At 33.7% G+C, this 25,021-nt stretch carries 20 protein-coding genes; 8 read left to right on the top strand and 12 right to left on the bottom strand.

Features of this window, described 5'->3' with window-relative positions:
- Nucleotides 1-14 precede the first annotated feature (14 nt).
- The 3 genes from DU428_RS03405 to DU428_RS03395 all read right to left on the bottom strand — a co-directional run bounded on the left by DU428_RS03405 (nt 15) and on the right by DU428_RS03395 (nt 2,937).
- Complete coding sequence (locus DU428_RS03405) at nt 15-881, bottom strand: DUF58 domain-containing protein (RefSeq protein WP_072347616.1); 867 nt, start codon at nt 879-881, stop codon at nt 15-17.
- Nucleotides 882-974: 93 nt separating this feature from the next.
- Nucleotides 975-1,976: an AAA family ATPase gene (locus DU428_RS03400; RefSeq protein WP_072348849.1), complete on the bottom strand. Its 1,002-nt coding sequence runs from the start codon at nt 1,974-1,976 to the stop codon at nt 975-977.
- A 154-nt stretch (nt 1,977-2,130) separates the two neighbouring features.
- Complete coding sequence (locus DU428_RS03395; RefSeq protein ID WP_072347618.1) at nt 2,131-2,937, bottom strand: DUF4382 domain-containing protein; 807 nt, start codon at nt 2,935-2,937, stop codon at nt 2,131-2,133.
- A 333-nt stretch (nt 2,938-3,270) separates the two neighbouring features.
- Between DU428_RS03395 and DU428_RS03390 the strand changes: the two genes are divergently transcribed.
- Together DU428_RS03390 and DU428_RS03385 are read left to right on the top strand one after the other, a co-directional pair.
- Nucleotides 3,271-4,023 (top strand): SDR family NAD(P)-dependent oxidoreductase, encoded by a 753-nt coding sequence (locus DU428_RS03390; protein ID WP_072347620.1) that lies wholly within the window; start codon nt 3,271-3,273, stop codon nt 4,021-4,023.
- 28 nt (nt 4,024-4,051) lie between these two features.
- Complete coding sequence (locus tag DU428_RS03385; RefSeq protein WP_113965802.1) at nt 4,052-5,185, top strand: ATP-binding protein; 1,134 nt, start codon at nt 4,052-4,054, stop codon at nt 5,183-5,185.
- A gap of 260 nt (nt 5,186-5,445) precedes the next feature.
- Here DU428_RS03385 and amaB read toward each other — a convergent pair whose 3' ends face one another.
- The gene (amaB, locus tag DU428_RS03380) at nt 5,446-6,999 is read right to left on the bottom strand and encodes an L-piperidine-6-carboxylate dehydrogenase (protein WP_072348851.1); all 1,554 of its coding nucleotides are present in this window, start codon (nt 6,997-6,999) and stop codon (nt 5,446-5,448) included.
- 246 nt (nt 7,000-7,245) lie between these two features.
- On the opposite strand from amaB, the gene DU428_RS03375 reads away from it, so the two are divergent.
- A complete protein-coding gene (locus DU428_RS03375; protein WP_113965801.1) occupies nt 7,246-12,801 on the top strand; it encodes an alpha-2-macroglobulin family protein in 5,556 nt (1,851 codons plus the stop codon).
- Between the two features lie 31 nt (nt 12,802-12,832).
- Nucleotides 12,833-15,184, top strand: coding sequence for a penicillin-binding protein 1C (gene pbpC, locus DU428_RS03370; protein ID WP_113965800.1), 2,352 nt, complete (start codon nt 12,833-12,835; stop codon nt 15,182-15,184).
- Here the strand turns inward: pbpC and DU428_RS03365 are convergent, their stop codons facing one another.
- Genes DU428_RS03365 through DU428_RS03355 form a run of 3 tightly spaced genes read right to left on the bottom strand, consistent with a single transcriptional unit; the run spans nt 15,185 to nt 16,767 of the window.
- Nucleotides 15,185-15,718 (bottom strand): YciI family protein, encoded by a 534-nt coding sequence (locus DU428_RS03365; protein WP_072347628.1) that lies wholly within the window; start codon nt 15,716-15,718, stop codon nt 15,185-15,187.
- A 1-nt stretch (nt 15,719) separates the two neighbouring features.
- Nucleotides 15,720-16,211: a CYTH domain-containing protein gene (locus DU428_RS03360; protein WP_113965799.1), complete on the bottom strand. Its 492-nt coding sequence runs from the start codon at nt 16,209-16,211 to the stop codon at nt 15,720-15,722.
- The gene (locus tag DU428_RS03355; RefSeq protein WP_165839142.1) at nt 16,186-16,767 is read right to left on the bottom strand and encodes a lysoplasmalogenase; all 582 of its coding nucleotides are present in this window, start codon (nt 16,765-16,767) and stop codon (nt 16,186-16,188) included. The genes DU428_RS03360 and DU428_RS03355 overlap by 26 nt, the downstream gene beginning before the upstream one ends.
- A gap of 112 nt (nt 16,768-16,879) precedes the next feature.
- Between DU428_RS03355 and dinB the strand changes: the two genes are divergently transcribed.
- Nucleotides 16,880-17,986 (top strand): DNA polymerase IV, encoded by a 1,107-nt coding sequence (gene dinB, locus DU428_RS03350; RefSeq protein ID WP_072347635.1) that lies wholly within the window; start codon nt 16,880-16,882, stop codon nt 17,984-17,986.
- Between the two features lie 39 nt (nt 17,987-18,025).
- Here dinB and pyk read toward each other — a convergent pair whose 3' ends face one another.
- The 5 genes from pyk to DU428_RS03325 form a co-directional block, all read right to left on the bottom strand.
- The gene (pyk, locus tag DU428_RS03345) at nt 18,026-19,480 is read right to left on the bottom strand and encodes a pyruvate kinase (protein WP_072347637.1); all 1,455 of its coding nucleotides are present in this window, start codon (nt 19,478-19,480) and stop codon (nt 18,026-18,028) included.
- Nucleotides 19,481-19,500: 20 nt separating this feature from the next.
- Nucleotides 19,501-19,977: an IPExxxVDY family protein gene (locus DU428_RS03340; protein WP_243633440.1), complete on the bottom strand. Its 477-nt coding sequence runs from the start codon at nt 19,975-19,977 to the stop codon at nt 19,501-19,503.
- A 119-nt stretch (nt 19,978-20,096) separates the two neighbouring features.
- Complete coding sequence (rnc, locus tag DU428_RS03335; RefSeq protein ID WP_072347641.1) at nt 20,097-20,843, bottom strand: ribonuclease III; 747 nt, start codon at nt 20,841-20,843, stop codon at nt 20,097-20,099.
- 7 nt (nt 20,844-20,850) lie between these two features.
- Nucleotides 20,851-22,101, bottom strand: coding sequence for a beta-ketoacyl-ACP synthase II (gene fabF / locus DU428_RS03330; RefSeq protein WP_072347643.1), 1,251 nt, complete (start codon nt 22,099-22,101; stop codon nt 20,851-20,853).
- Between the two features lie 9 nt (nt 22,102-22,110).
- Nucleotides 22,111-22,344 (bottom strand): acyl carrier protein, encoded by a 234-nt coding sequence (locus tag DU428_RS03325; RefSeq protein WP_008269813.1) that lies wholly within the window; start codon nt 22,342-22,344, stop codon nt 22,111-22,113.
- A 182-nt stretch (nt 22,345-22,526) separates the two neighbouring features.
- Between DU428_RS03325 and purN the strand changes: the two genes are divergently transcribed.
- From purN to DU428_RS03310, 3 genes are all read left to right on the top strand, one after another.
- A complete protein-coding gene (gene purN, locus DU428_RS03320; RefSeq protein WP_072347645.1) occupies nt 22,527-23,096 on the top strand; it encodes a phosphoribosylglycinamide formyltransferase in 570 nt (189 codons plus the stop codon).
- 46 nt (nt 23,097-23,142) lie between these two features.
- The gene (locus DU428_RS03315; RefSeq protein ID WP_072347647.1) at nt 23,143-23,784 is read left to right on the top strand and encodes a ribonuclease H1 domain-containing protein; all 642 of its coding nucleotides are present in this window, start codon (nt 23,143-23,145) and stop codon (nt 23,782-23,784) included.
- 185 nt (nt 23,785-23,969) lie between these two features.
- The gene (locus DU428_RS03310; RefSeq protein ID WP_113965798.1) at nt 23,970-24,896 is read left to right on the top strand and encodes a PfkB family carbohydrate kinase; all 927 of its coding nucleotides are present in this window, start codon (nt 23,970-23,972) and stop codon (nt 24,894-24,896) included.
- Nucleotides 24,897-25,021: the final 125 nt, after the last annotated feature.

Raw genomic sequence — 25,021 nt, 5'->3', positions numbered from 1 at the left:
AAATAATTAATCTTTTATCCTCTTAATTTAAAGTATCCTAAAAGCTTTTTTACATAACTTTCATCTGTTCTACAATCTATGGTTCCGGCTCCAGATTTCGCAAAACTATCTTTATAATAAGCTACTTTTTCCCGATAGAACTTTTCATAATTTTTACGAACTGTTTTAGACTGTGTATTTACTAAAAGCAACTCGCCTGTTTCTTCGTCTTGCATTTGTACCAAACCTACATTTGGTATTTCCTCTTCCCGTTTATCATATATGCGAATTCCTGTTACATCGTGTTTTTTAGAAGCTATTTTCAGGGTTTGCCTATAGTCATCTGTTATAAAATCTGAAAGCACAAAGACAATGGCTTTCTTTTTCATAACACTAGACATAAACTTTAATGCTTCGGAAATATTCGTTTTTTTACTTTTTGGTTTAAACTCAATAAGTTCACGAATAATTCGCAGTACATGCGATTTTCCTTTTTTAGGAGGAATATATAATTCGACTTCGTCTGAAAACAAAATCAAACCTATTTTATCGTTATTCTGTGTTGCTGAAAATGCTAAAGTTGCAGCAATTTCGGTTACTATTTCACTTTTAAATTGCTCGTCTGTACCAAAGAATTGCGAACCTGAAATATCTACCATGAGCAACATGGTAAGCTCCCGTTCTTCTTCAAAAACTTTTATATAGGGTTCGTTATAGCGCGCGGTAACATTCCAATCAATATTACGAACATCGTCACCGTATTGGTATTGTCTTACTTCAGAAAAAGTCATACCACGCCCCTTAAAGGTAGAATGGTATTCTCCACCAAAAATATGATCAGACAGTCTTCGTGTCTTGATCTCAATTTTTCGTACTTTTTTTAGTAATTCTTTAGTATCCATCTTTGTATTGCCATTCCGCAGTTGATGCGAAATCTATCTAATTAATTTCGAAATAATTATTAAGAGATTTCTGCCTTCACAGAAATGACAAGTTTATGGTACTTCGATTTCGTTTACAATCTTGTTAATAATATCTACCGAAGTAATATTTTCAGCCTCTGCTTCGTAGGTAATTCCGATTCTATGACGTAACACATCATACACAACGGCACGAACATCTTCTGGAATCACATAACCTCTGCGCTTAATAAATGCATAACATTTTGCAGCTGTTGCTAGGTTGATACTTCCACGAGGAGAAGAACCAAAGGAAATCAAAGGCTTTAAATCTGGAAGTCTATATTTTTCAGGATAACGAGTCGCGAAAATAATATCTAAAATGTATTTTTCAATTTTCTCATCCATATACACTTCGCGAACTGCTTCTTGTGCTTTTAATATTTGAGAAATAGAAACCACCGGATTTACTTTATCCCAAGATCCTTTTAAGTTAGCTCGCATGATTAATTGCTCTTCGTCTTGCTTCGGGTAATCAATTACCGTTTTTAACATAAAACGGTCTACTTGAGCTTCTGGTAAAGGATAGGTTCCTTCTTGCTCTACCGGGTTTTGGGTTGCCATCACTAAGAACGGCTTATCTAATTTAAAAGTTTCGTCTCCAATAGTTACTTGCTTTTCCTGCATGGCTTCTAATAAAGCAGATTGTACTTTTGCTGGAGCTCTGTTAATCTCATCGGCAAGAACAAAGTTTGCAAAAATTGGCCCTTTTTTAATTTTGAAGTCATTCTCCTTCATGTTATAAATTAAGGTACCAGTTACATCTGCAGGTAATAAATCTGGAGTAAACTGTATTCTACTAAAACTACCGTCAACAGCTTGAGATAGTGTATTAATTGCTAAAGTTTTTGCAAGTCCAGGAACACCCTCTAAAAGTATATGTCCTTGACCTAATAATCCTATAAGTAATCTTTCAACCATGTGTTTTTGGCCTACAATTACTTTATTCATTTCTAATGTAAGTAAGTCGACAAAAGCACTCTCCTTTTCAATTTTTTCATTAATAGACTTAATATCAATTGTATTGGTAACTTCCATTGTTTTCTGTTTTAAATCTTTCAAATATAGCATTCGATTTTTACATGTGTAAATTTGTTGAAATTTTTGCTGTACTGTTGTTAATAATAGGTTAAAAAATAAAGAGCAGCACTAATAGTGCTGCTCTTTAACAAATATTTAGTTAATTCTTTAACTAATTTAATACGATTTCTCCTAAGTCTAAAGTTTGACCTACGATAACTTCTACATTTTCAATAAGCACGACTTCATAGGTTGAAGCTGGATCTGGAGTTACTGTTACATCATAAACGCCTTCTGGTAAACCAACTACTGTAAATACACCTGTTTCATCTGTAAAAGCCGAAGCAGTTATTTCTCCATTACTTACTGTAACTTCTGTTTGAAAATCTGCAGGAGCAACAACCCCACTTAAAGCTCCAGTGTTTGCTTCTACACTTGCTCTAATTACAGGTTTTAAGTTAATATTTCCTGAGTTTCCTGCTACTACAATAGATTCACTTACATCAAAATCTAATAAGAACGTATACTCGTAATTTGGAGATAGTGGTTCATTTACTTTTATTTTTAATCCAGATTGTTGTGCACTAGGCGTATTTAAAGGATGTGAAACTCCGTCTATTACTACCGAATTATCATCACCAAGCACTAATCTTATTTGGTTTAATGTTCCTGAAGGAACTTCAAAACCATCTACAAGCAATACATTAATACCACCTGTAAGCTCTAATAAATCATAAACACCAGTATTAATAGCGTTCAAACTCACCCAACCGTTTTCGTCTTCACTAGCATCGTTAAGCTTAACTTTAACATCTACAACCTCAACAAAAACGTTATCATAATCTCCAGGATTATCCATTAACTTAACAGATATTCTAGATGTTCCTTCTGAAGAAGTATCATCACTATCACAGGAGCTAAACATTGCAATAGTTAATATGGCTAAAAGAAAAATTTTAAACTGTTTTACTGTTTTCATAAATATTGTGTTTTTGGATTCATAATAATATACGAGCTGTTTTGGGTATTTAGATGATACACCAAAAAATTAATCGTAAAAAATACGCTCAAAGTTCTATAATTTACAATAAAAAACTCACACAAAACACTTGTTTACAGTGATTTAAACAAAAAGACCTTCCGTATTCTTAAAACTTTGTTAAAACAACCAACTAGTCCCTAAGAGCTTAATCAAAAGACATGAACAAAAGGTAAATATTTGATTTTTACACTTCATAATTAAATGCGAATAAGTATTTTTATAGGTAAATTTATCCAACAAGATAAACCCTCACATAAGTGAAATATTAATATGAAAAAAACTGCTTTAATTACAGGTGCAACAAGTGGAATTGGAAGAGCAACTGCCTACGAATTTGCAAAACACGGTATACAACTTATTTTATGCGGAAGAAGACAAGAAAGATTAGATAGCATTAATAAAGAGCTTAGCAATAAAACAAAGGTACATACCCTGCAATTTGATGTTCGAGACAAACAAGCAACTTTCGACGCAATAGAATCTTTACCGGAAGCATATAAACAAGTAGACATTTTAATTAATAATGCTGGAAATGCTCATGGTTTAGACCCAATACAAACCGGAAACTTAGAAGATTGGGATGCTATGCTAGACATAAACGTAAAAGGCTTACTTTACGTTAGCAAAGCAATTATTCCACAAATGACTGCAAGAAACTCCGGACATATTATAAATATTGGTTCTTCCGCAGGAAAGGAAGTTTACCCTAAAGGAAATGTTTACTGCGCTAGCAAGCACGCCGTTTTAGCTATAACAGAAGGAATGCGCATAGATCTTATCCCTCACGGAATTAAAGTTTCTGCAATAAACCCAGGATTGGTTGAAACCGAATTCTCTCAAGTACGTTTTAAAGGAGATAAGGCTGCCGACAATGTTTATAAAGGATACAAAGCTTTACAGCCTGAAGATATAGCAGACATCATTTATTTTGCCGTTACTCGCCCTGCGCATGTGAATATTGCAGACTTATTGGTGTTTTGCACTGCACAAGCAAGCAGCACCATAGTTAAAAAAGAATTTTAGTTATAGAGCCCAAAACAGGTTTGTCATTATGATTAATAAACGCTTACTTATTAAAAACCTATTAGCTCATAACGATGAGAACAGTTTTTATGACAAAAAGCGTAAAATTGATATATCACAACAAGAAGGGAAGGCAAAGTTTTTAAAGCATGTTTGTGCTCTTTCAAATAGCAACCCTAAAAACAATTCGTATATAGTTATTGGTGTGGAGGATGAAGATAATTCCATTCTAGGAGTTGATTTTTTTGATGATAGTAAAATCCAAAATTTAATAAACGCCTACTTTAATAACCCGCCAATTGTTCAATATGAAAACATACCCTTTCCGCATTTACCAGACAATAAAGTTGTTGGGTTAGTTACTATTAGACCTACTGAAGGCTTAACATCTTTAAGAAAAAATATTTGGAAATATTATGGGGGTTCTATCTTTTTTAGAGAGGGTAGCATAAGCATGCCAAAGGTTTTTGAAAGCGAAATTAAAGATGTGAATTCTAAAATTGTTGAAGCAATTGAAAAGCATTCGCAAAACAATATTCAGCATACCTTAGATGATGTTATTAACTTTTTAAACAAGCGAAAAGACTATAATCCACAGTATAAAGTGTTTAAAGAATATTTTGTACTGTGTTGGTCTGGGCAGAAAAAAATCATAAATGACGAAACCTACTATTCTAGAGTAGATATTGAAATGATTAACGAACAAGTTCGTTTGTTTTATTCTACATTAGATGATGTCACCATAAACTACGATGAGGACAGCTTTAAAATTGTAGAATATGTAGATCTTGGACTGCATCAAAATTCTAAATATTATCCTTTAGAAGAAACTATAATTCACTTCGGAAATAACGCAACCTACACCATTGATACCAAACTTCTTTTTGAAGCTCCTCAATTTGATAAAAAAATTCTTCATCACGTTTATAACACCAATAACATCTTATTAGAAAAACTTAAAAACGGACAAAAACTGAATAGCAACGAAGAACAAGATCTATTGAATCTTCCTGAAACTTATTTAATCTGCTATTTCAACCTATTTCATGATGCTATAGATAAATTGAATGAAGCCAAGCCTTTTTTAAAAGCATATAATGAAGAAGCATATACTCTATACAAGGAAACACAACGTATTTTAAGAAAAGTGAAGTATAGCTAATTACTAGTTTTACATAAATTATTACCAACTATACAATATTCACTACCAACTATACATTTTCACATACAACCAAACACATAAAAACATATATTTACAATGCTATTAATCAATACGATATAAACCTTGTTTCTATCCCAAACCAGAATAGGGAAAAAGAACAAGGTTTATTCTTTTTTATACATTTTCAAAAGAAATTATTTATAAAACAAAAAAGCCACATCGTTTGATGTGGCTTTCTTTTTATAAATTACAACTACCTACTATAGGTCGAATTTAATTCCTTGTGCTAAAGGTAATTCGTCTGAGTAGTTAATAGTATTTGTTTGTCTTCTCATGTACACTTTCCAAGCATCGGATCCAGACTCACGTCCACCACCTGTTTCTTTTTCACCACCGAAAGCTCCTCCGATTTCTGCTCCAGAAGTACCAATGTTTACGTTTGCAATACCACAATCTGAGCCAGCGTATGATAAGAACTTTTCTGCTTCTTTCATTTCGTTAGTCATAATTGCAGAAGATAAACCTTGAGCAACACCATTTTGCATTTCAATAGCGTTTTCAAGATCTCCAGAGTATTTCATGATGTATAAAATTGGAGCAAATGTTTCATGCTGTACAATTTCAAAATGGTTTTCAGCTTCAATAATTGCTGGCTTAACGTAGCAACCGCTTTCAAAACCTTCACCTTCTAAAACACCACCTTCAACTAAAACGTTTCCACCTTCAGCTTTAGCTTTTTCAATAGCCGCTAAATACGTGTTTACAGAATCTTTATCGATTAATGGTCCAACGTGGTTATTTTCATCTAATGGGTTACCAATCTTAATTTGTTTGTAAGCTCCAACAATCGCATCACGCACCTTATCGTAAACCGATTCGTGAATAATTAAACGACGTGTAGAAGTACAACGCTGACCACAAGTTCCAACAGCACCAAATACAGCACCAGGAACTACTACTTTTAAATCTGCAGTTGGTGTAATAATAATGGCGTTGTTTCCTCCTAATTCTAATAAAGATTTACCAAAACGCTCAGCAACTGTTACTCCAACAATTTTACCCATTCTTGTAGATCCTGTTGCAGAAACTAAAGCAACTCTTCTATCTTTAGTCATAAACTCTCCTACTTTGTAGTCTCCGTTTACGATACAAGAAATTCCTTCTGGTAAATTGTTATCTTTTAATACTTCTGCAATAATATTTTGACAAGCTATAGAACAAAGAGGTGCTTTTTCTGATGCTTTCCAAACACAAACATCTCCACAAATCCATGCTAAAGCTGTGTTCCATGACCAAACTGCCACTGGGAAGTTAAATGCAGAAATAATTCCTACTACACCAATTGGGTGCCACTGCTCTCTCATTACATGACCAGGACGCTCTGAAGGAATAGTAAGACCGTTTAATTGTCTTGACAATCCAACTGCGAAATCACAGATATCAATCATTTCTTGAACTTCACCGTAACCTTCTTGTAAAGATTTACCCATTTCGTAAGAAACTAACTTACCTAATGGCTCTTTTAATTCTCTTAATTTATTACCAAACTGACGAACAATTTCTCCACGTTGCGGTGCAGGCATATCTCTCCAAGTTTTAAATGCGCTAGTTGCAGCATCCATCACTTTATCATAGTCTTCACGAGTTGAAGATTTTACTTTGGCAATTAATTTACCATCCACTGGAGAATAAGATTCAATAATTTCACCGTTAGAAAAATTATCAGAACCTGTAGATGTTCCATTATTTAATTCTTTTACTCCTAATGTTTTTAATGCTTGATCTATTCCAAAATCAGTAGCAATAGCTTCCATCATATGTCTTTTTTTTCTTGATTATTATAAATATACACAAAGATACAAATTATTAATAAGTTGCTATTCCGAATTAATTCTTAATATATTATCTTTAATGCAGCTATTTCTTTTTAAGCATATTTATGGTTTAAAGTAGAATTAAATCTCATAGATATTTTAAACAATTTAGTTTGCGCTAAACACGTTAACAAGAATTGTATTACTTATCTTTAAAACATTCAAAACTTCTAATATTACCTCACTATGCACATCAAGAGACTTCTTGCAATGTTTTTTGTTCTTACACTAGCTTTTTCTTGTAAAGAAAAAACAACAGAAACAGATAACATCTTCAAGTTTAAAGAGTATATAAGTTATACAACTTCCGGACGAGTTTCTGTGGCAGACCCTATTCAAATCAATTTAGCAAAGGATGTTGAAGGTTGGACAATGAATCAAGAAATTTTAGAAAAAATTGTAGATATAAAACCGCATATTTCTGGAAAATTATTGGTTAATAATAGCCATTCGCTTCGTTTTGTGCCAGACGAAGCTTTAGATGCAAACACAGAATACACAGTAAATGTAAAGCTTGGTGATATTTACAAAGATGTACCTTCAGAGTTTAAAACCTACACTTTTCAGTTTAAAACCATAAGTCCCAACTTCAATATTGATACAAACAACCTTCAGTCATACAGTAAAGAATGGCAATATTTAGAAGGAGTTATACGTGCAGCAGATATTATTTCTTTGGAGCAAGCAAAGCAAATAATAGAAGCTACCCATAATAACGAAAGACTATCTGTAGTTTGGAATGAATCTTTTAACTCCTCAAAAGTTTTTGAGTTTAAAATAGATAGCATAAATCGTTTGGTAGATGACAGCCAAATTTTGATTAAATGGGACGGAAAATCTATTGAATCGGATAACAAAGGAGAAAAGAAAATTACAATTCCGGGTAAAAATAACTTTGTTATTACCAAGGTGGATGTAATTCAAACTCCAGAACAATACCTATCCATTAACTTTTCCGATCCTTTAAAAAAACAACAGAATTTTGACGGATTAGTAAGTATTCAGGATTCTAAAAACCCAAAATATATTGTAGATGGAAATGTGCTAAAAGCATATCCGGAAGCTAAAATCGCTGGAAATGTTCAAGTAGATGTTTTTCAAGGGATAACAAATACCGACGGCTATAAACTTAAAAAGCCATTTTCAGAATTAATAGCTTTTGAAGAAGAAAAACCGCAAATAAGACTAATTAGTAACGGAGTAATACTACCTAATTCACAAAACTTAAAATTCAATTTCGAAGCAGTTAATTTAAAAGCTGTAGATATTAGAATTATCAAAATTTTCGAAGACAATGTCTTACAATTCTTACAAGATAACGAACTCGATAACACCTACAGAAGTGATGCTAGACGTGTTGGAAGAAGAATTGCCAAACATACCATTACGCTACAAAACGAATCTGAAAACACAGGAAAATGGAAAGCTTATAGCGTTGATTTATCTAAATATATGAAAGCCGATCCTGGCGCTATTTACAGAATAGAATTAGATATGAAAAAGGAGTACTCCTTATACAACTGTGACGGGAAACAAAGTGTTACAAACGCTGAAAACAATGAAGATTATTACGAAGAGGATTACTATTATGACACATATTCTGAAAACTCTAGCGAAGATGACGATTTACGTGAAGAACGTTATTGGGACAACCTAAGCTATAGCTACAAATATGATTATTACAATTGGAATGACAGAAAAGACCCTTGCAAAGAAGCGTATTATAGCGACAAAACTGTAGTACAAAACCTATTAGCCTCAAACCTTGGGGTTATTGCAAAAAAAGGAACAAAAAACAATTATTATTTTGCTGTAACAAACATTCTAGACACCAAACCTGAAGCAGGTGCCACCGTTACCATATATAATTTTCAGCAACAAGAAATTGTAAAAACAAAAACAGATTTAGAAGGACTGGCTACGCTAAAAGTTGATAAACATGCCGCTTTTGCAATTGTTTCCAAAGCAAATAATTACAGCTACCTAAAACTTAATGATGGTAATTCGCTTTCTCTAAGTAAGTTTGATGTTTCTGGAAATCAATTACAACGTGGATTAAAAGGGTATATATACGGAGAACGCGGAGTTTGGCGTCCTGGAGACACCTTACATTTATCTTTTATGCTGAATGACACCGGAAACAAACTTCCTAAAGAGCATCCGGTTAAAATGGAAATCACAGATGCTAACGGAAAACTTGCCTACAGAAAAATTACTAGCCAAAACCTCAACAATCTATACACATTTCATGTTCCTACTTCAACCGAAGACAATACAGGAAATTGGAACGCAAAAGTTTCGGTAGGTGGTGCAACATTTTACAAGGGTTTAAAAGTAGAAACGGTAAAACCAAATCGTTTAAAAATTAAAATGGATTTTGAAGACGAAGTGCTTTCCGTTGGAAAATATTTAAACGGAAAATTAGACGTAAAGTGGCTACATGGTGCGCCTGCTAAAAATGTAAGAACTGAAATTAAAGCGAAATTTAGCAGTGCTTCCTCAAGTTTTAAAAACTATAAAGATTATGTATTTAACGATCCGTCTCGTGCTTTTTCTACCGAAGAAACAATCCTATTTGATGGTAAAGTGAATGAAAACGGGCTAGCAACTATCAACAAAAAAATAAACGTTGCTAAAAATGCTCCGGGAATGTTAAACGCTCAGTTTTTAATCCGTGCTTTCGAAAATGGCGGAGATTTTTCAATGGATGCTTTTACCAAACAATATGCTCCTTATACATCTTTCGTAGGATTAAAATCTCCGCAAGAAAAAGATCATGGCTCCTTTTCTACAGACGAAAATCAAAAATTTGATATTGTTGTAGTAAATGCCGAAGGAAAACCTGTAAAGCGTGAAAATGTAGAGGTAAAAATATACAAGATTGAATGGCGTTGGTGGTGGAATTCTTCCTACGACGATTTAGCTTCGTATACTTCAAACACATTTCATCAGCCATATAAAAGCTTCAAACTAGACACAGATTCTAATGGAAAATCTAGTTTTAAATTAAATATTCCAGAAGAAGACCGTGGTCGTTATTTAATTAGAGTAGAAGATCCTAAAAGTGGGCATGCAACAGGAAGAACCGCTTATTTCTATAAAGGATGGTACACGCCTTCAGGAGACAAGGAAGCTGCCAAAATGCTAGCATTCTCTTCAGATAAAAAGAAATATAATGTTGGTGAAACCGCTAAAATTAAATTCCCTTCTGGTAAAGAAGGTCGTGCCTTAATAAGCATTGAAAACGGAAGCGAAGTTCTAGAATACAAATGGGTAAAAACTACCGCAGAAGAAACAACAATACAAGTTCCTATTAATTCTAATATGGCTCCAAACGTATTTGTAAATATCTCCCTTTTACAACCACATGCCATAACAGCAAACGATTTACCAATTAGATTGTATGGCGTAATTCCTATTATGGTCGAAAATCCTAACACCAAACTAGAACCTGAATTAAGAATGCCAAGTGTGTTACGACCAGAACAAGAGTTTGAAATTTTTGTATCAGAAAAAAACAGAAAACCTATGACTTATACCATTGCAATGGTAGAAGAAGGTTTACTAGACTTAACAAGATTTAAAACGCCAAATGCTTGGAATGAGTTTTATAAGCGTGAAGCCTTAGGCGTAAAAACCTGGGATGTTTTTGATGATGTTATCGGGGCTTATTCCGGAAGTATAGACCAAGTTTTTGCTGTAGGTGGTGATGCCGATGCCTTGGCTGGTAAAGACAAAAAAGCAAATAGATTTAAACCTGTGGTTAAATTTTTAGGCCCATTTGAATTAAAGCCTGGAGACAATAAAATTCATAAAATCAAACTCCCAAACTATATCGGATCGGTTAGAACCATGGTTGTTGCCGGAGATATTAACAGCGAAGCCTACGGAAGTACAGACAAAACCGTACAGGTAAAAAAGCCGTTAATGGTACTAGCTACCCTTCCTAGAAAATTAAGTCCGGGAGAAAAAGTAACACTTCCTGTTACCGTTTTCGCAATGGAATCAAAAATGAAAAACGTAAATATTAGCCTAAAATTAAGCAACGGAATAGAAGTAGTTGGTAGCAAAACGCAAACTTTAACTTTTGACAAACCTGACGAACAAATGGCTTATTTTGAGCTAGACGTTAGTAAGGCGAAAGGAATAAATACGGTTGAAGTAATTGCTTCAGGAAATGGTGAAAAATCCACTTACAAAGTAGAGTTAGATGTACTAAACACGAATCCTGTTTCTTCGGTTGCATTAGACAAAACTTTAGAAGCAAATGATTCAGAAAAAATAGATTTCTCCACCTTTGGAATTATGGGAAGCAATACAGCTACTGTAGAATTTTCAACAATGCCTCCAATGAATTTCTCAAAACGATTACAATATTTAATCGAATACCCTCATGGTTGCTTAGAACAAATAACCTCTGGCGTTTTTCCGCAGTTATATTTACAAGATATTTTTGATTTGACTTTCGATAAAAAACAAGAAATCCAACATAATATAGAAAGTATTATTAAAAAAGTTGGTCATTTTCAAAGACCAAATGGCGGACTAAGCTATTGGATGGGTGAAAACGCTGTAAACGATTGGACAACTAGTTATACAGGGCATTTTATGCTAGAGGCTGAAAAGAAAGGCTATGTGCTTCCGCTTTCCTTCAAGAGCAATTGGTTAGCTTATCAAAAGCAAGCATCTCGTGACTGGAGACCAAGTTATAAAACCTATAATGCAGATTTAGCACAAGCTTACAGATTATACACTTTAGCCTTGGCTGGAAGTCCAGATTTAGCTGCTATGAACAGACTTAAGGAGTTTACAGAAATTTCTAACGAAGCTAAATGGCGATTGGCTGCAGCTTATGCTTTGGCAGGTCAAAAAGAAGCGAGTGAGCAAATTTCAAAAACAGCAAATATCGAATTTATTTCACCTACCTACAATTATTACACCTATGGCTCTGTAGACAGAAACCGCGCAATGGCTTTAGAAACTATGGTTTTAACTAAAGATTCCCGAGCAAAAGAACTATCTGAAACTATTGCAAAATCCTTATCTAAAGATCATTGGATGAGTACGCAAACCACAGCATACAGCTTACTTGCAATAGCAAAAATGGTGAAAGCTAATGGCGGCAAAGAACTAGATTTAGAATATACCTTAAACGGTGAAACGAAAAGGATAAAAACCAAAAATGCTATAGCACAACGCGAACTAACAGTTAAGGAAGGAAGCAACGCTATTTCCTTTAAAAACAATAAAGATAATATTGTGTTTGTGCGTGTATTAAATTCTGGAAAGTTACCGCTTGGAAAAGAGCTAACAGAGCAAAGAGGCTTAAACATTTCTGTTTCTTATAAAGATACTAGCGGAAACCCTATGGATATTGAAAAACTACAACAAGGTCAAGATTTTGTTGCATCGGTTACTATAAGTAATCTTAAAAACGATTATATAAACGACATTGCCCTAACCCAAATATTCCCATCAGGATGGGAAATTGTAAACACTCGTTTTACCGATTTTGGAAGTAACTCAACTAGTACAGCTCGTTTTACAGACATTCGAGATGATAGAGTTAGTTTCTATTTTGACTTAGATAAAAAAGGAAAAGATGGAACAAAAACGTTCAACATCATGCTTAATGCCGCTTATTTAGGAACTTATTATTTACCAGGAGTACAAGCAGAAGCTATGTATGACAATGACTTTTTAGTTAGAAATAAAGGTCGTTGGATTGAAGTAGTAAAATAAAAAAGAAGGTTTCGCTTTCACGGAAAACATAATGAATAGAATAATAAGCTACATTAAAAGAAATAAAGTAAAGTCAGTAGTACTATTGATGCTTTTGGTAGCTTATTATTTCTGTTTACCGAAACAGCTTTTTAAAGATCCAACTGCAACCGTTATTACAAGTGAAAACAACAAATTACTTGGAGCACAAATTGCAAACGATGGTCAATGGCGATTTCCACAAAACGACTCGGTGCCCGAGAAGTTTAAAACTTGTATTATTCAATTTGAAGATGAATATTTCTACAAACATCCAGGTTTTAATCCTATTTCTATTTTTAAGGCTTTTAAAGAAAATATAACTTCAGGCGAAGTAAAACGTGGAGGAAGCACCATTACCCAACAAGTAATCCGACTTTCTAGAAAAGGAAAACCAAGAACCTATTTAGAAAAATTAAAGGAAATAATCCTTGCCACACGATTAGAATTCCGTGAAAGCAAAGAACAAATTCTAGCTTATTACAGTAGTTATGCTCCTTTTGGAGGAAATGTAATTGGAATTGATGCTGCATCGTGGAGGTATTTCAACAGAAATTCTAATCAATTATCTTGGGCTGAGAGTGCTACATTAGCTGTTTTACCAAATGCTCCAAGCCTAATTTATCCCGGAAAAAACCAAGAACGACTTCTTGTAAAACGAAATGATTTACTAAAGAAATTATTAGAAAATAAAATAATAGACACCTTAACTTACAAGTTATCTATTGCCGAAGGTTTACCACAAAAACCTTATCCTTTACCGCAAACTGCTCCGCATTTACTACAAAAGGTAGCTAAAAATCATCCTGGAGAAAGAGTACAAACTAGTATAAAATCTAGACTTCAGAAGCAAACAAATGAAACAGTAAAAAACCATTACAACCTTTTAAAACAAAACGAAATTTACAATATATCCGTTTTAGTTTTAGACGTAAAAACTCGTAAAGTTCTAAGTTACGTTGGCAATTCACCTACAGATGTAGCGCATGAAAAAGATGTAGATATTATAGATAAGCCCAGAAGCACCGGGAGTATATTAAAACCTTTTTTATATGCTGCAATGCTAGATTCTGGAGATTTATTACCAAATACCTTGGTTCCAGATGTTCCTTCTCAGTTTGGAAATTATATACCAGAAAACTTCAATAAAGAATATGATGGTGCAGTTCCCGCTAGCCGCGCTTTGTCGCGTTCTTTAAATATTCCATCTGTGCGCATGCTTCAAAATTTTGGATTAGACCGATTTCATCATTACCTAAAAGAATTACATCTAAAAGATCTTAAATACAATGCAAACCACTACGGATTAACGCTAATTCTTGGTGGCGCAGAAAGTAATCTTTGGGATTTATGTAAAAGCTACGCGTCTTTATCTTCTACCTTGAATCATTTCAATGAAAACTCAAGTCAGTATTTTACCAATGAATTTTGCGAACCTACGTATCTTGCTTCAGAAGAAATAGATTTTGGTAAAAAAACTTCCGACAAAACCTTGTTTGATGCAGCTTCTATATATTTAACTTACGAAAGTTTAAAGGAAGTAAACAGACCTGAAAACAACGAAAGCTGGGAGTTTTTTGATGGCTCCAAAAAAATTGCTTGGAAAACCGGAACAAGTTTTGGGTTTCGAGATGCTTGGGCAATAGGCACAACTAAAGATTATGTGGTTGGTGTTTGGGTTGGGAATGCAGATGGTGAAGGTAGACCTGGATTGGTTGGCGTGCAGACAGCTGCACCTATTTTATTTGAGGTATTTGATTATTTACCAAATAGTGATTGGTTTGCTAAACCTTATGATGAGATGCAAGAAGTTAGCATATGCTCTAAAAGTGGGTATAGAGCTTCGGTAAACTGCGAAGAAACTAAAACTACATATATTCAAAATAGTGGCTTAAAAACAGAGCCTTGTCCGTACCACATTTTAGTACATGTAGACAAAAACCAACAATTTCAAGTAAATTCTTCTTGTGAAGATATAAGTAATATAGAAAGCAAGTCGTGGTTTGTTCTTCCTCCTTTAATGGAGTATTACTACAAAACCAAAAATCCGTTTTATAAAACCTTACCTAGATTTAGAGAGGATTGCATGGGAGAAAATGCAATTTTTATGCAGTTTATCTACCCTAAAGAGAATACCAAAATATTCTTGCCAAAAGATTTTGACGGAAACACAAATGAGTTGATTTTAAAAATAGCGCACTCTAAGCCCGAAACTACTTTGTATTGGTACCTAAACGAAACTTTTATTGGCACAACAAAAGACATTCATGACATAGGAGTTATACCTAAAATAGGTAAACACCTCATCACAGTTGTAGACGCTCTAGGAAATGAAGCTAATCGTTATATTACTATTTCAGAGTAACTAGCGTAAAGACTGTCCTTTTGCGGTCCACCAAGGATGCACTTCTATTTCTAAGTTTCCAGATTTTACCATTGGGTCTAATTTAGCTAAACTATCTGCCATTTTTAAAGTTGGAACATTGTAAACGGCTATTCCTCTAATATCCCCGTCATCACCAAAAGGTCCGATTAAATCAGCATAGCCTTCCTCATACATTCTACTTAAGTGTTCTAAATGGTCTTCTTGTAATTCTTTAATTACTTGTTCATTTTGTGTTCTTATTGGTCCTTTCTTAAGAAAAACCATAAAATACTTTTGCATCAAAATGGTGTCTTTAGTTTTAGCATCTACGTAATCAAAAGTTTCAAACCCTTTAGCGGTTAATTCTTCTTTCAGTGAAGCAACAGATGGTTCTACTTCCTGAACTTCATTTTGCACCTCATCAGCAACTTCCGAATTAACAATTTTTGACGTTTCATCTGTTGTATTTTCAACAGTCTTTTTACAAGAAACTGTTAGTGCTAGAGCAAAAAATAATAGGATATATTGTTTCATTTTACCAGTTTTTATAAGGGTTTTCACTTAATTGTGAATTGTAATATTTTTTGTTTCCTGTCACTTCTTTTCCAAGCCAAGTTGGTTTGATATAACATTCTTCTTCGCTTTGTAATTCTACTTCAGCGATAATTAGTCCTTCGTTGTCTCCGTAAAACTCATCAACTTCAAAAGTATGAGTATCTACTTTTACTTCGTAACGAGTTTTATCGATAATTCCTTTTTTACAAAGTTTCAATAAGTCTGCTGCTTCCTCTTTAGAGATTTCTTTTTCCCATTCAAAACGAGACAATCCATTTTTAGACGATTCTCCTTTTATGGTTAAAAAACCTTTTTCACCCTTTAATCTTACACGAACAATTCGTTTTTTATTGGTGCTTAAAAACCCTTGAACAATTCGAGTTTGTTTAAAAGATTCCGCTTTAAATACATTTGATTTTACTAAAAACTTTCGTTCTATTTCTAAATTAGAAATCTCTTTTTGATTTTCCATTTATATAAATTGTGGAAAGCGAAATTAATGTAATCGCCGACCAATACGTACTAGAAACTAAAAATTGTGCGATAGTAAAATTAGAAATAAACTTTCTATATGCCAAAACAGCATCGGAAAATATAAACAAAGTAGCACCAATTGCAATTAATAAAAATGCATATTCCTTTTTCCAAAGATATAGGTTTATAGCCTGCCAAGCCATAAGCATAATGCAGGTTATATATAAGATTACTGGAATTAGTAAACCACCTAAATGATCTTTTAAAACAGAAAACATCAAGACAGAAATAATTACTAGTGGCAATAAGGGCTTAACATTTGTAGTAAATCCGTTGAAAGTTGTAAAAGCATAAATAAACAGTATGTGTCCTATTAAAAACGAAGCTAATCCGAAAACAAAATATGCGTCAAACATTAAAAAAACATCTCCGAAAAGGCAAAACACCAAACCAATTAATATGATTTTTTTATAGGGCTGTAAGGCATTTTTAGCGAATAAAACCGGCAATAGTATCACCAATATGGTAGATAATGGTTTAAAAAAATAATGCATGATATCATTCTCAAGGTATGACGATATAATTGTAAATATTACCGAAACTATTATAAAAAAAAGGAGTATATTTTTCTTCATGGATTATTCTATTATTCTATAAATTTACATCATGTCAAGCGATTTACCAATCAGAAAAATTATTCATATAGATATGGATGCATTTTATGCATCTGTAGAACAGATGGATAATCCGGAACTTCGAGGGAAACCTGTCGCAGTTGGCGGCGGCGGTACCAGAGGTGTGGTTAGCGCTGCTAGTTATGAGGCTAGAGAGTTTGGTGTAAGAAGCGCCATTAGCGGGATGCAAGCTAGACGAAATTGTCCGGATTTAATTTTTGTAAAACCACGATTTGATAGGTATACCGAAATTTCTAAGAAAATTAGAAAGATTTTTTTAGACTATACCGATTTAGTGGAACCTCTTTCTCTAGACGAAGCTTATTTAGATGTAACCGAAAACAAAAAAGGAAACCCTAGTGCTACATTAATTGCTAAAGAAATTAGGGATCGGATTTTTAATGAAATTGGTTTAACTGCTTCTGCGGGAATTAGCATTAATAAATTTATCGCAAAAGTTGCCAGTGATTATAACAAGCCTAACGGACAAAAAACGGTTAACCCGGAAGATGTTCTTTCATTTTTAGAAGATTTAGACATCAGAAAATTTTATGGTGTGGGGAAGGTTACTGCAGAAAAAATGTACCAAAAAGGAATATTTACAGGGAAGGATTTAAAATCTAAATCCTTAGAATATTTAAAGGAACAATTCGGAAAATCTGGACGCTACTATTACTACATTGTTAGAGGAATTCATACTAGTGAAGTAAAACCCAACAGAACTAGAAAATCTCTTGCAGCAGAACGAACTTTTCAAGAAAATCTTTCTTCTGAAATATTTATGCTAGAAAAATTAAAACATATTGCTGAAGAAGTGTCGCGGAGATTAAACAAAAGTAAAGTTGCAGGGAAAACAGTCACGCTTAAAATTAAATATAGTGACTTCACCCTTCAAACTAGAAGTAAAACATTACCATATTTTATCAACGATAAAGATATTATTTTGGATACGGCTAAAGATTTGCTGTATCAAGAAAAGATGAGCAATTCTGTAAGATTACTTGGTATTTCGTTATCTAATTTAAATACTGAAAAAACTATAAAACAAACGGCTTCAAAAGAAAATGAGGTTAGTGTGCAGCTTCAGTTTGGGTTTTAAAAAAACCAGCTACATTGCTGCAACTGGTTTTAGTTTTTATTACTTCTTAAAACTACATTCTGTAATTTCTGTAACACGCAAAGTGTTAACCATTCCTTTTTCTTGTATTGGCATTGCGGCTAAGCTTACCAACATATCGCCGACTTCAAGATACCCTTTTTCACAAGCTATAGCATTTACATCTTCAATTGTTTCATCGGTACTAACAAACTTATCATAATAGAATGCTTTTACTCCCCAAAGTAGGTTTAACTGCGTTAAAATTCGCTTGTTTGAAGTAAACACTAAAATATGTGCTGATGGTCTCCATGCCGAAATTTGAAACGCCGTATAACCACTATTGGTTAAAGTAGAAATACCCTTTGCATCAATTTCATTTGCCATTAGCGCTGCATGGTAACAAATAGATTTTGTTATATAACGCTTAGTACGAATATGCGGGTGCATTTGTGGCACTTGAATAAGTGGTGAATCCTCAACACTTTTAATGATATCTGACATCTGTTTAATCACCTGAACAGGGTATTGCCCTACAGAAGTTTCTCCAGAAAGCATTACAGCATCGGCTCCATCCATTACGGAGTTTGCTACATCATTTACTTCTGCTCTGGTTGGTGTAAGACTAGAAATCATAGTCTCCATCATTTGCGTTGCTATAATCACTGGAATTCTAGCCTTTTTAGCACGAAGTACTAGTTGCTTTTGAATTAATGGAACTTGCTCTGCAGGAACCTCAACTCCTAAATCACCACGCGCAACCATCAATCCGTCACAATAGGCAACAATCTTATCGATATTTTCTACTGCTTCTGGTTTTTCAATTTTTGCTATGATAGGTATTTTATGATCACTATGCTTTTTAATCAACTCTTCTAGCTGCATTAAATCTTCTGCATGACGCACAAAAGATAAAGCCATCCAATCTACTTTTTGCTCAATAGCAAAAATAGCGTCTTCAATATCCTTTTCGGTTAAAGCTGGCTGTGAAATATTTGTATTAGGAAGGTTCACTCCTTTTTTAGACTTAAGTGGTCCACCTTGAATTACCTTTGCCTTAACTTCTGATTTTTTATCTGTTGAAACTACTTCAAAAATAAGTTTTCCATCATCTAAAAGAATACGCTCTCCTGGTTTTGCATCTTGCGGAAAACGATCATAGGTCATATACACTCGTTTCTTTGTTCCAACAAAACGTTCTCCAGTTGCAAAAGTGATTTCTTCTCCTTTTTTTACAATAATATCACCTTTCATCACTCCTACACGAAGCTTAGGCCCTTGTAAGTCTCCTAAAATAGCTGCATTGTAACCAAACTCCTTATTAAGTTCACGAATCATTTTGATGCGTTTTTTTACATCATCATAATCTGCATGCGAAAAGTTGATTCTAAATACATCTACCCCTTCATCTAGCATTGCCTTTAAAACTTTCTTACTACTTGTTGCAGGTCCTAAAGTTGCTACTATTTTGGTTTTCTTTCTTTTTGCTGTATTCATTTTTATATTTTGGAAATCTTTTAATTAAATATTAATTGATCGGTAGTCTTTAATTGACTTGGATCAATACCATAAGCTGTAATAACTTGTGGAATTGTTTTTATTTTATCTACAAAAACCTTTTCATTTTGACGGAAAGATTCGTCGCTAATTTTTAAAATAAAATTCACTTTTTTATATTCTGGAACTAAGTAGTTTGTTTTAGTGAATTTCTCTAAGTCTGTAAATAAGGAAGTAGCTTCAGAAGTATTTACCACTTCTATTTTACAAATATTAGAAACTAGATTCCAAACGGTGAATTGTTTTTCATCTTCCCACTCAAAAATAGAGTAGCTTGATGTATCATCATATTCAATATCATCCCTTCTTCTTCTAAGATTCAAACCTAAATGCTTGTTTAACAAATAAGCTAATCTATAATCTTCTAAAGAACAATAAACACCAATTAGTGTATAATCAATGTCTTCTAAAAAATCATCTAGGGTTAGTTTTTTCAATCTAATTATTCCTTTTAATTAATGTAAAGATACTATATATTACAAAGAAATATGTTAAGCTAATGGTAATCTTAACACTGTTTTAAAGAGAAAATTATACTATTCGCTCTTTTGAAAACTTAATTAGAATCTGATCTAGAAATCTGCTTTTGAAAAGCAAAAAAAGCGCGCTTTGAAGCTTTTTCTTCTGCTTTCTTTTTAGATGTTGCTCGGGCTTTGGCTACTACTTTTTTGTCTATAGATAATTTTACAGAAAAATGCCTAATATCATCATTTCCTGTGTCTTCATAAACATCATAATCAAAGCTTTTCTTTTCTTTTTGGCACCACTCTATAACCAAACTCTTATAGCTTATTACCTTACCTTCTAAGGTTTCAATATCTACATGTGGTGTAATTACACGTTTGTAAATAAATTTTTCGCAGTATTTATAGCCTCTATCTAAAAATATAGCTCCTACTAAAGCTTCAAATAAATTACCATATATATTATCTCCAAACTGACCTTTAGGAATCTTACTATCTACTAGTTTTATAAGTTCCAGTTCTTTTCCTAAGTCATTAAGGTGCGCTCTACTAACAATTTTAGAGCGCATTTTAGTTAGGTATCCTTCGTCACCGCTTGGTACTTCTATAAATAAATGATGTGCAATTACGGCGCTCAACATAGCGTCGCCTAAAAACTCTAATCGTTCATAATTAACAGCATGGCCTTTGCTGTTTTTTACATTCATAGAACGATGTGTGAAAGCTGTTTCGTAAAACCTTATTTGCTTAGGCTTAAAGCCTAAAATCTTTTTGATAGATGCAACAAAATTCTCGTCACTATTGGAACGAGAACTTAATATGTTACGAATGTAGCCCATTCGAAAGTTAGTCTAATTTCTTGAATAAGACACAAGCATTGTGTCCTCCAAAACCAAAGGTATTACTCATTGCAACTTTAATATCTCTCTTTTGAGCCTTATTTAAAGTTAGGTTTAATTCAGGATCTATTCTTTCGTCTGCTGTTGTATGATTAATCGTTGGAGGTACAATGCCATTTTCCATTGCAAGAATAGATGCAATAGCTTCAATTGCTCCAGCTGCACCCAACAGGTGACCAGTCATAGATTTTGTAGAGTTAATATTGATGTTCTTTGCGTGAGCTCCAAATACCTCAGAAATAGCTTTTAGTTCTGCAACATCCCCTAGTGGTGTTGAAGTACCATGTGTATTAATGTGGTCTACCTCTTCAGGCTTCACTCCTGCATTTTCCAAACAATTTTTCATTACCGCAATAACACCTAACCCATCAGGATGTGGTGCAGTCATGTGGTATGCGTCTGAAGACATTCCGCCTCCTAATACTTCTGCATATATTTTCGCGCCTCTAGCTTTAGCGTGCTCATACTCCTCTAGAATAATTGCCCCAGCTCCTTCTCCTAATACAAAACCATCTCTGGTAGCGTCAAAAGGTCTAGATGCTGTTTCTGGACTTTCGTTTCTAGTAGATAATGCATGCATAGCATTGAAGCCACCCATACCTGCAATGGTAACTGCTGCTTCACTTCCTCCAGTTACTATAACATCACAATGACCTAAACGTATATAGTTTAAGGCATCTATCATAGCATTTGCTGAAGAAGCGCAAGCAGAAACTGTAGTATAGTTAGGCCCCATAAATCCATGTTTGATAGATATATTTCCTGGCGCAATATCTGCAATCATTTTTGGGATAAAGAACGGGTTAAATCTAGGTGTACCATCTCCATCTGCAAAGTTTAAAACTTCGTTCTGAAATGTTTCTAGACCTCCAATTCCTGCTCCCCAAATAACACCAACACGTAATTTGTTAATGGCATCAAGGTCAAGCTTAGCATCTATGATAGCTTCATCTGAAGCTACCATAGCGTACTGAGCAAACTTGTCCATTTTACGCGCCTCTTTTCTATCTAGAAAATCGGTGGCGTTAAAGTTTTTTATTTCACATGCGAAATTGGTTTTGAACTTTTCAGTATCAAAATATGTTATAGGTGCAGCACCACTTTTTCCACTAACTAGAGCGTCCCAATATTCATCTTTGGTGTTTCCAATTGGCGTTAATGCTCCTAAACCCGTAACTACAACTCGCTTTAGTTCCATAAATTTTTCTTATTTAGCTTCTTCTATATATGAAATAGCTTGACCAACTGTTGCAATGTTTTCAGCTTGATCATCTGGAATTTGGATATCGAATTCTTTTTCGAACTCCATAATTAATTCTACTGTGTCTAGAGAATCTGCTCCTAAGTCGTTAGTGAAGCTTGCTTCTGTTACAACTTCGTTTTCATCAACTCCTAGTTTGTCTACGATAATCGCTTTTACTCTTGATGCAATGTCTGACATAATCTTTTAATTTTAAGTTTTAATTAAGTGGCAAAAATAATAAACTTTATCTTATTACACACCTTTACACTAAAAATGTGGTTCTAATTTAATAAATAAAGCTGAATTTTTCATTTTTAGCCTTTAATTGTTAATAATTATTCTTTTTTTTGTTTGACCAAATTAAACATTATTATCTGTAAATGAAACGAATTGTAATTTTTGCTTCCGGAAGTGGAACTAATGCTGAAAATTTAATAAAGTTTTTTCACAACAGAGAAAATGCTTCTGTCATTCAGGTTTTAACTAACAATCCTCATGCCAAAGTATTAGATCGATGTAAGAAACTAAATGTTAGTGCATTATCATTCAACAAAATAGCTTTTACAGAAACTAATGATGTGCTTAATATTTTAAAAAGCGCAAATGCAGATCTTATTGTTCTTGCTGGATTTTTATGGAAGTTTCCAGAAAACATTCTAAAACACTTTCCTAATAAAGTGATAAATATCCATCCTGCTTTACTTCCTAAGTATGGAGGAAAAGGCATGTACGGAATGCACGTTCATAATGCTATTGTGGAAAATAAAGAAAAAGAAACGGGTATCACTATTCATTATGTAAACGAACATTATGATAAAGGTGCTATTATTTTTCAAGCAAAATGCGAAGTAGATGCAACAGACACAGCCGAAGATGTGGCGAGTAAAATTCATGCTTTAGAGATGGAGCACTTCCCTAAAGTAGTAGAAAGTATTCTTGAGGCGCAGTAATAAAAGCTCATGTTTCTGTTGAAAGAAAAAACGCAAGGTAAATCGAATGTCAAAAAAGAAAAAGAAATATTACACCATTTGGAAAGGGCATAAAGTTGGAGTTTTTGATTCTTGGAATGAATGCAAGAAACTAATAAAGGACTATCAAGGGGCGCAATATAAATCCTTCCCTACCTTAGAAGCCGCTACAAAAGCATTAAAAGGTAATTATAAAGACTATATAGGAAAATTCAAGACTTTTAAAAGCGAGCTCTCCAGCGAGCAACTTAAAAAAATCGGACTTCCTAATTACAATTCCATTTCTGTAGATGCCGCCTCTAGTGGCAATCCCGGTATTATGGAATATCGTGGTGTAGATACAAAAAGCAAAAAACAACTATTTATTCAAGGTCCTTTTGAAGAAGGAACCAATAATATAGGAGAGTTTTTAGCTATAGTTCACGGACTAGCTTTTTTGAAGAAAAATAATAGCGAACGTATTATATATACCGATTCTAAAACCGCTATGAGTTGGGTGAAAAAGAAAAACTGCAACACAAAATTAGAACGAAGCGAAAAAAACAAAACTTTATTCGAGTTGGTAGACAGGGCTGTAGATTGGCTTAAAAATAACGAGTACAAAACCGTGATAGTTAAATGGGAAACCAAAGCCTGGGGAGAAATTCCAGCAGATTTTGGTCGAAAATAATTGAACCTAAAAACCCAAATCAACACTACAAATCTAATAACGTGACACTTAACCCAAGTCTAAAAACTCACGTTGCGCCTAACTCAAATTACATTTATCTATATACCTATAAATAAATTTAGCAAAACCTTATTCAAACATTCGTAGTTAAAACACTATATTTGCATAAAATTTAAGAACGCTTTATGAGCAAATTAGTCATAGTAGGTACCGTAGCTTTTGACGCTATTGAAACTCCTTTTGGTAAAACCGATAAAATATTAGGTGGAGCCGCAACCTTTATTGGTCTTGCTGCTTCTCAATTTAATGTAGATGCTTCCGTAGTTTCTATAGTAGGTGGAGATTTTCCGCAAGAATATTTAGATTTATTATCTAATAAAAATATAGATGTTTCTGGTATAGAAATAGTAAAAGAAGGGAAAACTTTTTACTGGAAAGGTAAATACCATAACGACATGAACTCTAGAGATACGCTAGTAACAGAGTTAAATGTTTTAGAACATTTTAATCCTGTTGTACCAAGCGAGTATAGAGATGCCGAAGTTGTAATGTTAGGAAACTTACACCCTATGGTACAAATGAGTGTTCTTGACCAAATGGAAAACAAACCAAAACTAGTAATTCTTGACACTATGAATTTCTGGATGGATTGTGCTCTTGAAGACCTTCATAAAGTAATTAAGCGTATAGACGTTATTACCATTAATGATGAAGAAGCTAGACAATTAACAGGAGAATACTCCTTAGTAGTTGCCGCGAAGAAGATTCATGAAATGGGGCCAAAATATGTAGTAATCAAGAAGGGGGAGCATGGCGCATTATTATTCCATGATGACCACGTATTCTACGCTCCAGCTTTACCTTTAAAAGAAGTTTTTGATCCAACAGGAGCAGGAGATACTTTTGCTGGTGGATTTGCAGGTTATATTGCTAAAACAGGAGATGTTTCTTTTGAAAACATGAAGAATGCTGTTATCTACGGATCTGCATTAGCTTCTTTCTGTGTAGAAAAATTTGGAACACAACGAATGGAAGATTTAAGCAGCCGAGAAGTTCATGAACGACTACAGCAGTTTAAAAGCTTAACACAATTTGATATCGAATTAACATAAAAAAACGCGCTCTAATTTTAGAGCGCGTTTTTTTATTTCCGCAGCATAAAATATTCAATATCAATATATTTTAAAAAGAATTTATTTATAAAGCGGAAAACAAATAAGTAACACAACAACAAACA

The organism is Oceanihabitans sediminis, assembly GCF_003337215.1.
Classification (GTDB): Bacteria; Bacteroidota; Bacteroidia; order Flavobacteriales; family Flavobacteriaceae; genus Oceanihabitans; species Oceanihabitans sediminis.
The sequence above is the reverse complement of the archived record's forward strand: the minus strand, read 5'-3'. Positions and strand labels throughout refer to the sequence as shown.

Bases quoted from the DNA above. Each gene is read 5' to 3' on its own strand.
- amaB (WP_072348851.1), bottom strand. From the start codon at position 6,999: ATGGAAGCTATTGCTACTGATTTTGGAATAGATCAAGCATTAAAAACA.
- DU428_RS03385 (WP_113965802.1), top strand. From the start codon at position 4,052: ATGATTAATAAACGCTTACTTATTAAAAACCTATTAGCTCATAACGAT.
- pbpC (WP_113965800.1), top strand. From the start codon at position 12,833: ATGAATAGAATAATAAGCTACATTAAAAGAAATAAAGTAAAGTCAGTA.
- DU428_RS03355 (WP_165839142.1), bottom strand. From the start codon at position 16,767: ATGCATTATTTTTTTAAACCATTATCTACCATATTGGTGATACTATTG.
- DU428_RS03400 (WP_072348849.1), bottom strand. From the start codon at position 1,976: ATGGAAGTTACCAATACAATTGATATTAAGTCTATTAATGAAAAAATT.
- DU428_RS03390 (WP_072347620.1), top strand. From the start codon at position 3,271: ATGAAAAAAACTGCTTTAATTACAGGTGCAACAAGTGGAATTGGAAGA.
- rnc (WP_072347641.1), bottom strand. From the start codon at position 20,843: ATGGGCTACATTCGTAACATATTAAGTTCTCGTTCCAATAGTGACGAG.
- DU428_RS03405 (WP_072347616.1), bottom strand. From the start codon at position 881: ATGGATACTAAAGAATTACTAAAAAAAGTACGAAAAATTGAGATCAAG.
- DU428_RS03360 (WP_113965799.1), bottom strand. From the start codon at position 16,211: ATGGAAAATCAAAAAGAGATTTCTAATTTAGAAATAGAACGAAAGTTT.
- pyk (WP_072347637.1), bottom strand. From the start codon at position 19,480: ATGAATACAGCAAAAAGAAAGAAAACCAAAATAGTAGCAACTTTAGGA.
- DU428_RS03375 (WP_113965801.1), top strand. From the start codon at position 7,246: ATGCACATCAAGAGACTTCTTGCAATGTTTTTTGTTCTTACACTAGCT.
- dinB (WP_072347635.1), top strand. From the start codon at position 16,880: ATGTCAAGCGATTTACCAATCAGAAAAATTATTCATATAGATATGGAT.
- DU428_RS03365 (WP_072347628.1), bottom strand. From the start codon at position 15,718: ATGAAACAATATATCCTATTATTTTTTGCTCTAGCACTAACAGTTTCT.
- DU428_RS03395 (WP_072347618.1), bottom strand. From the start codon at position 2,937: ATGAAAACAGTAAAACAGTTTAAAATTTTTCTTTTAGCCATATTAACT.
- purN (WP_072347645.1), top strand. From the start codon at position 22,527: ATGAAACGAATTGTAATTTTTGCTTCCGGAAGTGGAACTAATGCTGAA.
- DU428_RS03310 (WP_113965798.1), top strand. From the start codon at position 23,970: ATGAGCAAATTAGTCATAGTAGGTACCGTAGCTTTTGACGCTATTGAA.
- DU428_RS03325 (WP_008269813.1), bottom strand. From the start codon at position 22,344: ATGTCAGACATTGCATCAAGAGTAAAAGCGATTATCGTAGACAAACTA.
- DU428_RS03315 (WP_072347647.1), top strand. From the start codon at position 23,143: ATGTCAAAAAAGAAAAAGAAATATTACACCATTTGGAAAGGGCATAAA.
- fabF (WP_072347643.1), bottom strand. From the start codon at position 22,101: ATGGAACTAAAGCGAGTTGTAGTTACGGGTTTAGGAGCATTAACGCCA.